The 14,258-nt window shown below is 75.5% G+C and carries 14 protein-coding genes; 10 read left to right on the top strand and 4 right to left on the bottom strand.

What is annotated here, in order from left to right; genetic code table 11:
• The first annotated feature begins 1 nt into the window (after nucleotide 1).
• The 5 genes from RB614_RS33250 to RB614_RS33230 are packed head-to-tail and all read left to right on the top strand — an operon-like array spanning nucleotide 2 to nucleotide 5,803.
• Nucleotides 2–1,546 carry a xylulokinase gene (locus RB614_RS33250; protein ID WP_308716660.1) on the top strand — a complete coding sequence of 515 codons (1,545 nt, stop codon included), beginning with the start codon at nucleotides 2–4 and terminating at the stop codon, nucleotides 1,544–1,546.
• The gene (locus RB614_RS33245) at nucleotides 1,543–2,733 is read left to right on the top strand and encodes a M20 family metallopeptidase (protein ID WP_308716659.1); all 1,191 of its coding nucleotides are present in this window, start codon (nucleotides 1,543–1,545) and stop codon (nucleotides 2,731–2,733) included. Before RB614_RS33250 ends, RB614_RS33245 begins: the two co-directional genes overlap by 4 nt.
• Before the next feature lie 27 nt (nucleotides 2,734–2,760).
• On the top strand, nucleotides 2,761–3,597 hold the full coding sequence (locus RB614_RS33240) for an IclR family transcriptional regulator (RefSeq protein ID WP_308716658.1): 837 nt from the start codon (nucleotides 2,761–2,763) through the stop codon (nucleotides 3,595–3,597).
• A complete protein-coding gene (locus tag RB614_RS33235) occupies nucleotides 3,597–4,763 on the top strand; it encodes a pyridoxal-phosphate dependent enzyme (protein WP_308716657.1) in 1,167 nt (388 codons plus the stop codon). The genes RB614_RS33240 and RB614_RS33235 overlap by 1 nt, the downstream gene beginning before the upstream one ends.
• Nucleotides 4,760–5,803 (top strand): Gfo/Idh/MocA family oxidoreductase, encoded by a 1,044-nt coding sequence (locus RB614_RS33230; RefSeq protein WP_308716656.1) that lies wholly within the window; start codon nucleotides 4,760–4,762, stop codon nucleotides 5,801–5,803. Before RB614_RS33235 ends, RB614_RS33230 begins: the two co-directional genes overlap by 4 nt.
• Nucleotides 5,804–5,870: 67 nt before the next feature.
• Here RB614_RS33230 and RB614_RS33225 read toward each other — a convergent pair whose 3' ends face one another.
• Nucleotides 5,871–7,079: a Dyp-type peroxidase gene (locus RB614_RS33225; RefSeq protein ID WP_308716655.1), complete on the bottom strand. Its 1,209-nt coding sequence runs from the start codon at nucleotides 7,077–7,079 to the stop codon at nucleotides 5,871–5,873.
• Nucleotides 7,076–7,642, bottom strand: coding sequence for a copper chaperone PCu(A)C (locus RB614_RS33220; RefSeq protein WP_308716654.1), 567 nt, complete (start codon nucleotides 7,640–7,642; stop codon nucleotides 7,076–7,078). Before RB614_RS33220 ends, RB614_RS33225 begins: the two co-directional genes overlap by 4 nt.
• Before the next feature lie 132 nt (nucleotides 7,643–7,774).
• On the opposite strand from RB614_RS33220, the gene RB614_RS33215 reads away from it, so the two are divergent.
• The 5 genes from RB614_RS33215 (at nucleotide 7,775) to RB614_RS33195 (ending at nucleotide 12,413) form a co-directional block, all read left to right on the top strand.
• Nucleotides 7,775–8,362: a copper resistance CopC family protein gene (locus tag RB614_RS33215; RefSeq protein ID WP_308716653.1), complete on the top strand. Its 588-nt coding sequence runs from the start codon at nucleotides 7,775–7,777 to the stop codon at nucleotides 8,360–8,362.
• A gap of 25 nt (nucleotides 8,363–8,387) precedes the next feature.
• Nucleotides 8,388–9,299 (top strand): AraC family transcriptional regulator, encoded by a 912-nt coding sequence (locus RB614_RS33210; protein WP_308716651.1) that lies wholly within the window; start codon nucleotides 8,388–8,390, stop codon nucleotides 9,297–9,299.
• Nucleotides 9,253–9,654 (top strand): VOC family protein, encoded by a 402-nt coding sequence (locus tag RB614_RS33205; protein WP_308716650.1) that lies wholly within the window; start codon nucleotides 9,253–9,255, stop codon nucleotides 9,652–9,654. Before RB614_RS33210 ends, RB614_RS33205 begins: the two co-directional genes overlap by 47 nt.
• 475 nt (nucleotides 9,655–10,129) lie before the next feature.
• Nucleotides 10,130–10,951, top strand: coding sequence for an SPFH domain-containing protein (locus tag RB614_RS33200; protein ID WP_308716649.1), 822 nt, complete (start codon nucleotides 10,130–10,132; stop codon nucleotides 10,949–10,951).
• Between the two features lie 154 nt (nucleotides 10,952–11,105).
• Nucleotides 11,106–12,413 carry a glycosyltransferase gene (locus RB614_RS33195; protein ID WP_308716648.1) on the top strand — a complete coding sequence of 436 codons (1,308 nt, stop codon included), beginning with the start codon at nucleotides 11,106–11,108 and terminating at the stop codon, nucleotides 12,411–12,413.
• 24 nt (nucleotides 12,414–12,437) lie between these two features.
• On the opposite strand, the gene RB614_RS33190 is transcribed toward RB614_RS33195, so the two are convergent.
• Both RB614_RS33190 and RB614_RS33185 read right to left on the bottom strand, forming a co-directional pair.
• Nucleotides 12,438–12,872: a DUF6582 domain-containing protein gene (locus tag RB614_RS33190; protein ID WP_308716647.1), complete on the bottom strand. Its 435-nt coding sequence runs from the start codon at nucleotides 12,870–12,872 to the stop codon at nucleotides 12,438–12,440.
• Between the two features lie 29 nt (nucleotides 12,873–12,901).
• Entirely contained in the window at nucleotides 12,902–14,233 is a 1,332-nt protein-coding gene (locus RB614_RS33185; protein WP_308716646.1) for an FAD-binding oxidoreductase, read from the bottom strand.
• Nucleotides 14,234–14,258: the final 25 nt, after the last annotated feature.

The following is a 14,258-nucleotide window of genomic DNA, read 5'->3' as shown; positions in this document are numbered from 1 at the left end:
CATGACCGGCGGCCTGCTCGTCGGCGTGGACCTCGGTACCACCGGTGCCAAGGCGGTCGTGGTCGACCCCGGCGACGGCAAGACGGTGTCCCGGGGCTACCGCGCGTACCCGTCGGACACCACGCACGCCGACCGCCACGAGCAGGACCCGGCCGACTGGTGGAGCGCGTCGGCGGGCGCGTTGCGGGACGCGCTCGCCGAAGTGCCCTCCGGTGCGGTCCGCGGCGTCGGGCTGAGCGGCCACACCCACGCCGTGGCCCTCTTCGACGCCGCCGACCGCCCGGTGCGCCCGGCGATGACCTGGGCCGACCGGCGGGCCGCCGCCGAGGTGGCCCGGCTGCGCCAGCACGGCGACCTGTTCCGGGAGCGCTGCGGCAACCCGGTCGTCGAGGCGTTCACCGCGCCGAAGCTCGCCTGGCTGGCCGCGCACGAGCCGGACGCGCTGCGCCGGGCGGCGCGGCTGGTGCAGCCGAAGGACGCGGTCCGCCACCACCTCACCGGCGAGTGGCACACCGACGTCTCGGACGCCGCCGCCACGCTCCTGTTCGACGTCCGCCGCAACGGTTGGGACCCGGAGCTCTGGGCGCTCTGCGCCGCCGACACCCGCCTGGCCCCGCCGGTCGTCTCCGGTACCACGGTCGTGGGGGAGGTCCGCGCGGAGGCCGCGCGCCTCACCGGCCTGCCGGCCGGCACCCCGGTCGTGGCCGGCGGCTGCGACGTGGCCTGCGCCGCGCTCGGCGGCGGGGCGGTCGCCCCCGGCCGGGTCTACGTCAACGCCGGCACCGCCGCCCAGGTCCTCACCCCGCTGCCGGACCTGCGCGCGGGCGACTACTTCGTCTTCGCCCGCGCCGGCGAGCCCGGCTTCCTGGCCATGGTCTCGGTGTACGCGGCCGGCCTCGCCATCGGCTGGTGCGAGGAGCACCTGCTCGGCGGCGCGGCCGGCGAGCCGCCCGGGCGGGCCGACCGCCTCGCCGCGGGCACCGAGCCGGGGGCGCGCGGGCTCACGTTCGTGCCGCACCTCGTCGGCACCAGCACGCCCACCCACGACCCGCGGGTACGGGCGGCGCTGCTCGGCGCCGCACCGATGCACGGCACCGGCGACGTCGCGCGGGCCGCGCTGGAAGGGGTCGCCTACGCCTGCGCCGCCGCCGTCGACCACCTCGCCCGGGCCGCCGGCGGCGACGTCACCGAGGTGCGGGTCGGCGGCGGCGTGGCCCGCTCCCCGATCTGGCGGGAGAGCCTCGCCGCCGTCCTCGACGCGCCGGTGCGGCGGCTCTCCCAGGACGCCACCCCGCGCGCCGCCGTCGCGCTGGCCGGCGCCGGCACCGGCGTCTGGCCCGACGTGGCGGCCGCCTCCGCCGCGCTCGACGACACCGAGCCGGTCACCGTCCCCGATGGACACCTCGCCGCGTACCGCGAGGCCGCCGAGCGGTACACGGTGGCCGCCGACGCGATGCTCGCCCTCGCCCGCTCCGGTGCCGGCGGCCGCTGGTCCGAGCGGAGCGACGCGGCCGGCGAGCGAGGCGAGCCGGGGGTGGCGCCGTGACCGGGTCGCCGCCCCGGATCGACCATGACGCCGTGGTCGCGGAGGCGGCGCGGCTGATCGCGGTCGAGGGGCACCAGGACCACCCCCGCGCCGAACGCGCCGTAGCCGACCACCTGGCCGCCCGCCTCACCGCCGCCGGCGCCGAGGTGACGCTCCAGCCGGTGGGCGCAGACCGCCGCAACGTCATCGCCCGGGTACGCGGCCAGCGCCCCGGCCCGACGCTCATGCTCAACGCGCACCTGGACACCGTGCCGCCGTACGCCATGCCGGACGCCCTCACCCCGCGGGTCGAGGACGGGCGGCTGTGGGGCCGGGGCGCGGTCGACATGAAGGGCGCGCTGGCCGCGATGGCGGCGGTCGTCGCCGCGCTCGCCGCCCCCGGCGTCCGCCTCGCCGGCGAGCTCGTCCTGACCGCCGTCGCGGGGGAGGAGAGCGGCAGCGACGGCATGCGGGCACTGGTCGCGGCGGGCACCGGCGCCGACTTCGCGGTCGTCGGCGAGCCGACGGCGCTGCGGGTCGGGCGGGCGCACAAGGGCGCGATGTGGGCCGAGGCGGCGTTCCGGGGCGTGGCGGCGCACGGCAGCGTGCCGGAGGCCGGCGTGAACGCCATCCACCACGCGGCCCGCTTCGTCGAACGGGTCGAGCGGAGCCTCGCCCCGGCCCTCGCCGAGCGGCGGCACCCGCTGCTCGGGCCGGCCACCGTCAACGTCGGGGTGATCGCCGGCGGCGACCGCCCGCCGATGGTGCCCGCCGCCTGCCGGGTGCAGCTCGACCGCCGCTGGCTCCCCGGCGAGCGGCACGAGCAGGTGCTCGGCGAGCTCCGCGCGATCGTCGCCGACCTGCGCCGCGCGGACCCGGCGGTCGACGCCACCGTGACCGAGATGGAAGGCACGTCGGGCTTCGTGCACGCCCCGCTCGACACCCCGGCCGACCACCGGTACGTGCGGCTGCTCGGCGAGGTGGCGGCCGAGCGGACCGGCCAGGACACCGCGCCGGTCGGCCTCCAGTTCTGGACCGACGGGGCGCTGCTGGCCGCCGCCACCGGTACGCCGACCGTCGTCTGTGGACCCGGCGACATCGCCCAGGCGCACTCGCTGGCCGAATGGGTGGCCGTCGAGCAGCTGCACCGGGCGGCCGATGTCTACTTGTCCCTGGCGGCACGGATGCTCTCCGTGCACGCCGCCTGACGTCACGCGGATAGGGAGGATCTGACCGTGGCCAACACCGAACGCGGGCCCGACGGGCTGCGCGCGGTCGAACGGACGATGGCGGTGCTCACCGCCCTCACCGAGCACCCGCACGGCGCCTCCCTGACCGACATCGTGCGGATCACCGGCATCCCCACCACCACGCTGCACCGGCTGCTCGGCGTGCTGCGCGGCACCGCGCTGGTGCGGGAGACGCCGGACGGCAGGTACGCGCTCGCGGCCGGCACGATGACGCTCGCCCGGGCCTTCCTCGACGGGCTCGACCTGCGCCAGGAGGCCCGCGCCGCCATGCGCGGCCTGGCCGGCGAGACCGGCGAGACCTGCCACCTCGGCGTGCTGGCGGTCACGCACGTGGTCTACATCGAGAAGATCGACAGCCCGCACCCGGTGCGCATGTACTCCCGGGTCGGGTCGAGCAACCCGGCGCTGACCACCGCGATCGGCCGGGCCGTGCTGGCGTACTCGCCGGAGCACGTGGTCACCGAGGCGGTGGAGGCCTCCGCGCGGCTCACCGGCGAACCGGCGCAGGACGTCGGCGCGCTGCTCGCGGCCGTGCGGCACCACGGGTACGCGACCGACCTGCAGGAGAACGAGGCCGGAATCTGCTGCCTCGGCGCCCCGGTCTTCGACCACGCCGGCCGGGTCGTCGCCGGGCTGAGCGTCTCGATGCCGGCCACCCGCTTCGACGCCGGCGCGCTGCCGAAGACCGGCGCACTGGTGCGGGCCACCGCCGACGACCTGTCCCGCCGCATGGGCTGGAACGGCACGGTGGCCACCAGCGGCGACCCCGGCGATTTTCCGCTCCCGCCGCCCGCCCCGCGCCCAGAGCCGACGGTGCTGTGATGAGCGGCCGCCGCGACTTCACCGTACGCTGCACCGCCTGCGCGGCGCCGGCCACGTACCCGGCGTACCGCTGCGACCGGTGCGGCGGGCCGCTCGTGCTCGACCTGGCGCCGCTCGGCCCGGCAGACCACCGCCCCGGCCCGGGCGTCGGCGCCTGGCGGTACGCCGGCATGCTGCCCCGCACCCGGCACGCGGTCAGCCTCGGCGAGGGCGGCACCCCGCTCGTACCGCTCCCTCGTGGACAGTCCACTCTGTACGCCAAGCTGGAGTCGCTGAACCCCTCGCTCTCCTTCAAGGACCGGGCGATGGCGGTCGCCGCCGCCACCGCGCTCGACCTCGGCCTGGGTGGTCTGGTGCTCGCCTCCAGCGGCAACGCGGCGGTCTCCGCGGCCACGTACGCGGCCGCGGCCGGGCTGCGCTGCCGGATCTACTGCGCCACCGGCTCCAACGCCCAGGCCAAGCTCGACGTCGCCCGCGCGCACGGCGCCACGGTCGAGCTCGTCGACGGGCACTACAGCGACGCGTACGCGCGGGCGGTCGAGGCCGAGGAGGGCGGCTGGCTCAACGTCACCACCACGTACCGGAACCCGCTGCTCGCCGAGGCGTACCGGCCGGTCGCCGCCGAGCTCGTCGAGCGCCTCGGCGCCGCGCCGGACGCGGTGGTCGTACCGATCGGCGCCGGGCCGCTGCTGCACGGGGTACTGCGCGGCTTCGAAGACCTGCGGGCCGCGGGCGTCACGTCCGCGGTACCGAGGATGGTGGGGGTGCAGGCCGCCGCGTGCGCGCCGCTGGCGCGCGCGTGGCGGTCCCCCGACTGGCGGGCGGCGCTCGCCGAACCGGTCGCGGTCGGCCCCACCGCGGCAGCGGCCATCGCCGACGCGCTGCGCGGCTACGCGGACGAGGGGCTGCTGACGCTCGCCGCCGTCCGGGACAGCGGCGGCACGGTCGTGGCGGTGGACGAGGCGCGGATCGCCGCCGCCACGGCCGACCTCGCCCGCCGCGGCCTGCTGGTGGAGCCGGCCGCCGCGACGGCTTTGGCCGCGCTGGACGATCCGGCGGTCGCCCGCCTCACCGGGCCGGGCTCCGCCGCCCGCGTCGTGCTGATGCTGACCGGCCACGGCGCCAAGGAGCCGGCCGCGTTCCGCTCCGCTGGAGGTGCGTCATGAGCCAGGGACCCACCGTCGTGGTCGCCGGGGTCGGCCGCTTCGGAGCGTTGCACGCCCGGGTCTGGCGCGAGGCCGGTGCCCGGGTCGTCGGCCTGGTCGACACCGACCCCGGCCGGCTGGCCGAGGTGGCCGCCGCGCACCGGGTCGCGCAGACCGACCGCGACCTGGCCGCGCTGCTAGCCCGGCAGCCCGCCGACGCCGTCGTGGTCGCCTCCGACGAGGCCAGCCACGCCGACCTCGCGGTCACCGCGCTGGAGGCCGGCAGCCACGCCTTCGTGGAGAAGCCGCTCGCGCTCTCCACAGTGGACGCGCAGCGGATCGCCGACACCGCGGCCGCGCGGGGCCGGCAGGTCGTCGCCGGGCACATCTCCCGCTTCGCCGCCCCGATGGCCCGGATGCGCGCCCGCATCGCCGGTGGCGCCGTCGGCACCCTCTGCGTCCTGCGGCTGCGCCGCGACTTCAGCCGCGCCTGGTACGCCTCCTTCGGCGACCGGGTACACCCGGTGTGGGAGTCCTGCATCCACGACATCGACCTGGCCATCTCGTTCACCGGCCGGCCGGTGCGGCGGGTGGTGGCGACCCGGAGCGCGGCCGCGGGGGAGGCGGCGCCGAGCGTGGTGAGCGCGCTGCTGGAGTTCGACGGCGGGGTCATCGCGACGATCGAGTCCGCCTGGCTGGTACCGGCCGGCGCCCCGGGCACACTCGACGACGGCCCGCTCGCGCTGGACGGCGCCATCGTCGGCGAGGCCGAGGCGCTCGGCCTGGGCGGCGTCATCAAGCAGCGGCTGGTCAGCGACGCCCTCGTGGAGTGGACCGGGAGCGGCGCGCAGGTGCCGGACCTGTCGCTGTGGCCCGAGGAGGACGGCGTGGTCGGTGGGGCGCTGCGCCGCGAGGTCGGGTACGCCGTCGACGTCTTCACCGGCCGCCGCGCACCCGACGTCATGCCGCTGCGCGAGGCGTGCTGGGGCGTCGCCACCGCCGAAGCCATCGTCTCCTCCCTGGACACCGGCGACCCGGTACGTGTCACCGCCCCCGCGTGATCGAAGCTCCCCCCATGCCGTTCTAGCGACGTGAGGGGAGCTTCGATCACGCGGGGTGTGCCCAGGGTCAGGTGAGGAGGGTTTCGCCGATCCAGCCGCCCGCCTGGCAACCGGGCGGCACGGCGAAGACGGCGGAGCCGATCGGGGTGATCCAGTCGTTCATCAGGTCGGCTTCGGCGAGGTTGCGCTGGATCGGCAGGAACTGGTCGCCGACGTCGCGCTGGTACGCGGCGAAGACGAGCCCCATGTCGGGGCGGCCGTCCGGGCCGGGCGGCTCGTCGTAGTTGTACGGCCGGCGGAAGATGCGCTGCCGGTCGCTGTCGACGTGCGCGCGGGCGATGTGCGCGGCCTCGGCGATGACGGTGAGCCCGAGCGCGTTCGTGGCGGCGTAGTCGGGCGGGTCGTGCTCGTGCTCCCCGCTCAACGGCGCCCCGGTGTCCAGCCGGCGGCCGACCGCGAACTCCTTGCCGGCGGTGTCGACCGCGTCCCACTTCTCCATCTCGGCCCGGATCCGCCGTACGACCAGCGTCGTGCCACCGTGCAACCAGGACGGTCCACTGTCGACCCACACCGCGCCGTCGAACTCCGGGCTGCCCAGCGCCGGGTTGCGGGTGCCGTCGAGCTGGCCCATCACGTTGCGCTGCGTCACGCCGTCGTCCTGGGTACCCCGGCCCCGGCGGAAGCCGCGCTGCGTCCACCGTGGACGGGCGAAGGCGAGCGTGTCCTTGACGAGCATGCGCTGGGCGTGGGTGACGGTGAGCGGGTCGTCGGCGCAGACCTGGACGAGCAGGTCGCCGCCGCACCACCGCTGCTCCAGCCGGTCGATGCCGAACGCCGGCAGCGGCGCGACCGACTCCGGCCGCAGCGCCTCCCGCCCGGCCGCGGCGAAGAAGCGCGGCCCGAAGCCGAACGTGACGGTGAGGCGGGCCGGGAGCGCGGCCAGCTCGGGCTCGGTGTCGGCGAGGGCCGGCCGCCCCTGGGTGAGCCGCGCCGCGTCGTCGGTGAGCAGCCGCATCAGCCGGCCGAGCGCGGCCCGGTCGACGCCGGCCGCCAGGTCGAAGGCGCAGAACGCGGCGTGCGCCTGCGCCGGCGTGTCGATCCCCGCCTGGTGTACCCCGTGGAAGGGAACGGTCTGCGTGCCGTGCGCGACCGGCCCGGCCTCGGCGGGGGTCGGGGTGTCCGGGTCGCGGGCGAGAGCGACCGCGGCGCCCGCCATCGCGCCACCGGCGGTCAGCGCCCCGCCGGCCAGCAGGCGGCGCCGGCTCAGCCGGCTCATCCGCCCATGCTCATGCTCGGCGAGGCCGACATGCCGGGCATCTCCGGCTGGTAGCTCTCGTTGCCGCCGGCGAAGTCCTTGCCCAGTGCGGTGAACTCCATCGTCCCGCCGTCGGCGAACGTCAGCGTGATGGTGACTTCCGTGCCGGCGGTGACCGGCGTCCTGACGTCCATCATCATCAGGTGGTCGCCGCCCGGCTCCAGCTCGTGCGAACCGCCGGCCGGGATGGTGAACCCGCCCTCCTTGGGGCGCATCACCATCTTGCCGTCCACTGTGGCCACTTCGTGCAGCTCCATCGTGGGCGAGGCGGTGGAGGTGGCCTTGACGACGGTGACGTCGGCACCGGTGGTGTTCATCAGCGTCCCGTACGCGGCGGACATCCCGGACGTCGCGGTCTTGACCCACATGTCCTTCACCACCAGCGGCCGCGCGGCCGCTGGCGGCGACCCGGACGGGCCGGCCTCCGGCTCGGCGTCGTCGCCGCACGCCCCCAGCAGCAGCACAGCCGCCGCCAGGACGCTGCCCAAACCCCACGCACGGCGCCGGTTTCCACCCACGGTCATCGAGAACTCGCCCTTCCCACGATCAGGCTCGGTCAGGAAGGTTGTCGCCGCGCGGCCCCGGAAAGTTCCCGCGATGGTCGATGGCGAGTTCGCTTGACAAACCACCGGGGGTGAGGCGCTACGGTGGGCGCCGTGAATCGCTACCGCCCGCTGTCCGCCGCCGCCCTCCTCGCCGCGGCGCTGGCCGTCGCCGTGCTGCCCGCCGCGCCGGCGTCGGCGCACACCGAGCTGAAAAGCACGACCCCGGCGGCCAAAAGCACCACGACCAGGCCCGTCGCCGAGGTCACGCTCACGTTTACCGGGCTCGTCAAGAAGCCGGGTACGACGGTCGCGGTTACCGGTCCGGACAAGACGTCGTACAGCAGCGGCGACGCCGAGGTCCTCGACCGGACGATCACCCAGAAGGTCGACGCGCTGCCGGTCGGGGCGATCACCGTCGCCTGGCGCACGGTCGCCGCCGACGGGCATCCGATGCAGGGCAGTTTCACGTTCACCAACCGGGCCGCGCCGCCCACGCCCAGCGCGGAGCCGAGCCCCAGCCCGAGCGCCGTGCCGACCACCGCCCCGCCCACCAGCGCCGCCGCGCCGACCCCGGTCGGTCAGGCCAGCGACGACGACTCCTCGTCATCGCCGGTGGTGTGGGTGGTCGTGGCCGCCGTCGTGCTGGCCGCGGCGGCGCTGGGCGGCGTGCTCTGGCGCCGCCGCAGATCCGGCACCTGAGCCGGCGGCGGGTTAACGTCGGGGGATGGACGCCCGGGAGCAGCGGTGGGAGTTCGCGGTGGCGCCGCCACGCAGCGCCCCGGGGGTCGGGTCGATGGTGGGCTACCGGGCGCTCGACGTCCCGGACGCCGTCCACCGGGGGTTGCCCTCGTCGCGGCTGACGTTCATCGTGAGCCTGGACGACGGGGTCGAGGGCGCGGCGACCGCGGCGGCGCTGGCCGCCACCGGCCCGATCCCGGTGATTCTCGGCGGGCTGCACGTCCGGACGAGCCACGTGCGGCTGCGGCGCGGCCAGGCCGGGGTCCAGCTCGCGGTGCACCCGCTCGCCGCGCGGGCGCTGTTCGGGGTGCCAGCCGCCGAGCTGAGCGTGACCGACTTCGACGCCGCCGCGGTGCTCGGCCGCCCCGCCGTCGACCTGCGCGACCGGCTGGCCGAGGCCCCGGGGTGGCGGGAGCGGTTCGCGCTGGTCACCGGCCATCTCGTGGCCGCGCGGGGGCGCCGCCGCGACCCGTCGGTGCGGCCGGAGGTGGCGTACGCCTGGCACGAGCTGGAACGCAGCCGGGGGTGCCTGCCGGTCGGCGCGCTGGCCGACCGGGTCGGGTTGACCGCGCGGCACCTGGGCACCCTGTTCCGGCGCGAGGTCGGCCGCGGCCCGAAGACCGTGGCCAGGCTGATCCGGTTCGAGCACGCGGTCGCCGCGATCGCCGATTCCGTACGCCGGTCCGGCGGCGTGGACCTGGCCGGTGTGGCGGCGGCGACCGGCCACTACGACCAGGCCCACCTGACCCGCGAGTTCGTCAGCTTCGCCGGCGTACCACCCCGGGCCTGGCTGGCCGAGGAGTTCCGTTCCATCCAAGACGGCGGCCACGCCGGGTGGTCAGACTGGGCGGATGACGAACGTGAACCCGACCGTGTGGTTGACGCTCCAGGCGCATGACGCGCCGGCGTTGATCGACTACTACGTGCGTACATTTGGCTTCGTGGTGGCGGCCCGCTACGGCGCGGAGGACACCGTCGACCACGCCCAGCTCAACTGGCCGGAGGGGTCCGGCGGCATCATGCTGGGCAGCCACCGCCCCGGCGCCGCCTGGTCCCGCGAGCCGGGCACGGCGGGCGGCTACGTCGTCGTCGCCGACCCGGACGCGCTCTACGAGCGGGTGCTGAAGCAGGGCGCCGACGTCGTCCGGCCCCTGGCCAAGACCGACTACGGGGCGCGCGAGTTCGCCGTACGCGACCCGGAGGGCAACCTCTGGTCCTTCGGCGACTACGCCGGCGAGCCCGCGCCGTCGTAGCCGTCCGGGCGCACCGCCGGCACCGACCCGAGAAAGACATGAGCTACCGCGACGTCGACGGTGTGATGCGCGGCGATCGTGGTATTCCGGTGCCCGCCCGAGGGCACCTGCGTACCACGATCTCGACGAACGGCGCGGGGAAGAGCCGCACCGCCTGGCCCGGGCCGGCCTCGGGCGCACCTTCCAGACGTCGAACCTCTTCCTCGGGCGGAGCCTGCTGGAGAACGCGAGGCTCGCGGCGAACGGCCGGGACTCGCGGCTGCGCACCGGGTTTCGCCGGTCGGGCGCCGCCCACCGGGCGTGACCGCGGGCCACCCGGGTCGGCGGCCTCGGACGCGGCCCGCTGCGGCTCGTGTCCGGGAAACCGGGCGGTGCCGCCGCGCCGTACGATCTCGCCGGCGATGCCGAGCGCCGCCGGCAGGTTTCCACCTGAAATGCCGGTTGGCGGCTCCGCGGGCGGGTATCGCGGGCGGTCATGAGAGCCGGCGTGATCACGATCCTCGTCGTCGCCGCCGTCGTGGTGCTGATCGCGCTGGCGATGAGCGTGCGGATGGTGCAGCAGTACGAGCGGGGGATCGTCTTTCGCTTCGGGCGGGTGCTTGAGCGGGTACGCCAACCCGGGCTCCGGCTCATCGTCCCGGTCGCCGACCGGATGGTGAAGGTCAGCATGCAGACCACGGTCGTCGGCGTACCGGCGCAGGGGGCGATCACCCGCGACAACGTCACGCTGACCGTGGACGCGGTCGTCTACTACCGGGTGGTCGACCCGGTGAAGGTGCTGGTGAACGTCCACGACTACCCGGCCGCGGTGCTGCAGGTCGCGCAGACCTCGATGCGCTCGGTCATCGGCCGTACCGACCTCGACACGCTGCTGAGCGACCGCGAGCGGGTCAACACCGAGCTCAAGAACGTCATCGACGCCCCCACCGAGCAGCCGTGGGGGCTGCTGGTCGAGCGGGTGGAGGTGAAGGACGTCGCGCTGCCGGACGCGATGAAGCGGTCGATGTCGCGGCAGGCCGAGGCGGAGCGGGAGCGGCGCGCGCGGGTGATCTCGGCGGACGCCGAGTACCAGGCCTCGCGCCGGCTCGCCGACGCCTCCAGCACGATGTCCGGCACGCCCGGCGCGTTCCAGCTGCGGCTGCTGCAGACCGTCGTGGAGGTCGCCGCCGAGAAGAACAGCACGCTGGTGATGCCGTTTCCGGTGGAGTTGCTGCGCTTCTTCGACCAGCTCACCCAGGGCCGGTCGACGCTCGCCCAGACCGCCGGCGACGGCCGAGGAGCGGCGAAGACCCGCTGACACCGGCGCCGGTGCCGCCGCTCAGCGCAGGACCGTGTCGCGAAACGCGGCGAACCCGTCCGGCCCCAGCACCCGGCGGCATATTGACTACCACGCGATGCAGATGAATACTACTCCCTGGGGTCAGATGCTATGCCACGGGGGAGACGCCGTCATGCCGTCGATCATCATCGCCGCGATGCCCATCCACGGCCACGTCACACCGCTGCTCGCGGTCGCCCGGCACCTGGCCGGCCGGGGAGACCGGGTGCGGTTCGTCACCGGCGCGAGGTTCGCCGCGGCCGTCGAGGCCACCGGCGCCGAGCACGTCCCGCTGCCCGCCGAGGCCGACTTCGACGACCGGCAGGACTGGAACGCGACGTTTCCCGAGCGCGCCGCGCTGAAGGGTACGAAGGCGATCGCGCACGACATCGAGCAGATCTTCGTGCGCCCCGGGCGGCCCCAGCACGACACGATCATGGCGGCACACGCGGCCGAGCCGGCCGACGCCGTGCTGGCCGACCCGGCCTTCGTGGGCGGCGCGTTCCTGCTCGGCCACCCGCTCGGCGTCCGGCCACCGGTCGTCATGTGCGGCATCTGCCCGCTGATGATCTCCAGCCGCGACACGGCGCCGTTCGGCATGGGGCTCACCCCGCTGCGCGGCCCGATCGGCCGGCTCCGCAACGCCGCGCTCGCCGCGGTCACCCGCAAGGTCGTGTTTCCGCCGGCCGAGCGGATCGCCGAGCGGACGTTCCGGGAGCTGCACGGCCGCCCGATCCCCTTCGCGGTGCTCGACTGGCCGCGGCACGCCGAGGCGATCGTGCAGTTCACCGTGCCCGAGTTCGAGTACCCCCGCTCCGACGCGCCGGCCACCCTGCACTTCGCGGGACCGGTCTCGGCCTCCGGCTCGCGGGCGCCGCTCCCGCCGTGGTGGGAGGAGCTCGACGGTTCGCGGCCGGTCGTCCACGTCACGCAGGGCACGATCGCGAACGCCGACTTCGGCCAGCTGGTCGAGCCGGTGCTCCAGGGGCTCGCCGGCGACGACGTGCTGATCGCCGTCGCGACCGGCGGGCGGCCGGTGGAGTCGCTGCCACCGCTGCCGGCGAACGCCCGGGCGGCCGAGTTCCTCCCCTACGACGACCTGCTGCCGAAGACCGGCGTCTTCGTCACGAACGGCGGGTACGGGGGCGTGCAGTACGCGCTGCGGTACGGCGTGCCGATCGTCGCCGCCGGCCGCCACGAGGACAAACCCGAGGTCATCGCCCGGGTCGAGTGGGCCGGTGTCGGGCGGCGCCTCAAGACCGACACCCCGACGCCGGCCGCGGTCCGCGGCGCCGTCCGGGCCGTGCTCGCCGACCGGCGGTACCGGGACGCCGCGCGCCGGGTCGCCGGCCGGATGGCGACCACCCGCGGCGTCCACCTGCTCGCCGACGTCGTCGACAAGCTGATCGCCGAGAGCCCTCGGGCCCTCGGCCGCCCGTGAGGGCGCGGCATCCGCCGCCGCCGCTCAGCCCTTTCGCAGCGCCCGCTGCAGCTCGGCCTTGCTCATCCCGGAGCGGCCCTTGATGTCGCGGCGCCGCGCCTCGGCGTACAGCACGTCGCGCGAGGCGTCGCCCCGGCTGATCGCGGCCCGCTCGGCCTTGGTCGGCGTGTGGGCCTTCGTCGACGTCTTCATCGTCGGGGTCGGCTTGCCCAGCTCCTGCCAGCGGGTCGCGGTCATCTCGACGCCGTACCGGTCCGCCGCCCGCCGGATCCGCCGGAACGCCTCGCTCCGCTCGTCGTCGCTGGCTTCGCGGACCTGGTCGAAGCGGGCGATCGCGTTACGGACGTGCGACGCGTCGTTGATCGGCTCCTTCCGCAGGCGCGGGAAGGCGTAAGCGCTCTCCGGTATCGCCTTGCGCTCCTCGGCGTTCAGGTCGTGCCGTGTGCGTGTTCTGGCCATGACGTGGGACTACCCAGGGTGCGCGGATCCTACGCACCGGCCGGCGGGATGTTGTGGTTGAAGCGGAACATGTTCTCCGGGTCGTACCGGGCCTTGAGCCGCTGGAGCCGCCGGTAGTCCTCCGGCTCGTACGCCTCGCGCACCCGCTCCACGCTCGCCGCCGGCCCGGACATGAAGTTCAGGCTGCGGCCGAGCACCCAGCGCCGCTGTCCATCGTGGACCCGCTCGTGCGCCGACCCGACCGCGTCGACGTCCGCCGACGGGTCCAGCGGGGTGACCAGGGCCAGCAGGTACGACGCGTTCCGGTGGCCGACCGCGCTCGGCTCGGCGGGTGGGCGGGCGAGCGCCCCGCCGAGGTGGCGGATCTCGGCGATGAACGGCACCTGTGCCTCGGGCGGCGAGGTGCGTTCCAGCACGGCACCACTGTCCACCGTGCTCAGCAGGACGTTGGTGCTGTAGGCGGCGACCGGCTCGGTCGGGTCGTTGTGCACCGTGCCGGACTCCGCGTACGGCATGTCCCGGGCCGTGTCGAGCAGGCGCGGGCCGGCCGCGCGCAACGGCGCGAGCAGCTCCGCGCCGTCGCCGGCGTCGCCGGAGTACGCGACCCGGACCTGCGCGACATGCTTCCCGCGCAGCGGCTCCGGGATGGCCGGCAGGTCGGGAAACCGCGCCAGCGCCAGGGAGGACGCCATCTGCTCGGGCACCGTACGGGTCCAGGACAGGTAGGTGTCCATGATGGACTGCGCCCGGTCGCCGGGGAAGGAGAGCGCGCCGCCGTACAGCCGGGCGACCGGTACGAGGTCGACCTCCAGGCCGGTGACCGCGCCGAAGTTGTCCCGCCCGCCGCGCAGCGCCCAGAACAGGTCCGGCTCGCTGGCCGCGGTGACGTGGTGCGCACCGCCGTCGGGCGTGACCACCTCGATGCCGCGTACGCTGTCCGCGGCGAAGCCGTAGCCGCGGGAGAGCAGGCCCAGCCCGCCGCCGAGCGTGTAGCCGACCGCGCCGACGTGCGGGGCGCTGCCGCTCAGCGGCGCCAGGCCGTGCGGCGCGCAGGCCTCGATCACCTGGTCCCAGCGGGTGCCCGCCTCGAACGAGGCGGTGTGCGCCTCCTTGTCGACGTGCACGCCGGTCATCCGGCGGGTGCTGACCAGGACGCCGCCGGACGCCGCGACGGACGTGCCGTGCCCGGTCGCCTTCACCGCCAGCGGCAGCCGGTTGGCGGCGGCGAACTCCACCGCCGCCTGGACGTCGCCCGCGCTCTCCGCGACGTAGATGACGTCGGGACGGTGTTCCACCGCGGCCTGGAACCCGGCCCGCTCCTCGTCGTACCCGGCCTCACCCGGCCGGACCGTGCTGGTCATCGCTCTCCTCCTCGGGTGAACCTCC

It is taken from the genome of Phytohabitans maris, from assembly GCF_031085175.1.
Taxonomy (GTDB): domain Bacteria; phylum Actinomycetota; class Actinomycetes; order Mycobacteriales; family Micromonosporaceae; genus Phytohabitans; species Phytohabitans maris.
Note: the sequence above shows the minus strand (reverse complement) of the source record. Positions and strands in the feature narration are given on the sequence as shown.

Coding starts and splice junctions, on each gene's coding strand:
- RB614_RS33250 (WP_308716660.1), top strand. CDS start 2: ATGACCGGCGGCCTGCTCGTCGGCGTGGACCTCGGTACCACCGGTGCC.
- RB614_RS33235 (WP_308716657.1), top strand. CDS start 3,597: ATGAGCGGCCGCCGCGACTTCACCGTACGCTGCACCGCCTGCGCGGCG.
- RB614_RS33230 (WP_308716656.1), top strand. CDS start 4,760: ATGAGCCAGGGACCCACCGTCGTGGTCGCCGGGGTCGGCCGCTTCGGA.
- RB614_RS33225 (WP_308716655.1), bottom strand. CDS start 7,079: ATGAGCCGGCTGAGCCGGCGCCGCCTGCTGGCCGGCGGGGCGCTGACC.
- RB614_RS33220 (WP_308716654.1), bottom strand. CDS start 7,642: ATGACCGTGGGTGGAAACCGGCGCCGTGCGTGGGGTTTGGGCAGCGTC.
- RB614_RS33210 (WP_308716651.1), top strand. CDS start 8,388: ATGGACGCCCGGGAGCAGCGGTGGGAGTTCGCGGTGGCGCCGCCACGC.
- RB614_RS33205 (WP_308716650.1), top strand. CDS start 9,253: ATGACGAACGTGAACCCGACCGTGTGGTTGACGCTCCAGGCGCATGAC.
- RB614_RS33200 (WP_308716649.1), top strand. CDS start 10,130: ATGAGAGCCGGCGTGATCACGATCCTCGTCGTCGCCGCCGTCGTGGTG.
- RB614_RS33195 (WP_308716648.1), top strand. CDS start 11,106: ATGCCGTCGATCATCATCGCCGCGATGCCCATCCACGGCCACGTCACA.
- RB614_RS33190 (WP_308716647.1), bottom strand. CDS start 12,872: ATGGCCAGAACACGCACACGGCACGACCTGAACGCCGAGGAGCGCAAG.
- RB614_RS33185 (WP_308716646.1), bottom strand. CDS start 14,233: ATGACCAGCACGGTCCGGCCGGGTGAGGCCGGGTACGACGAGGAGCGG.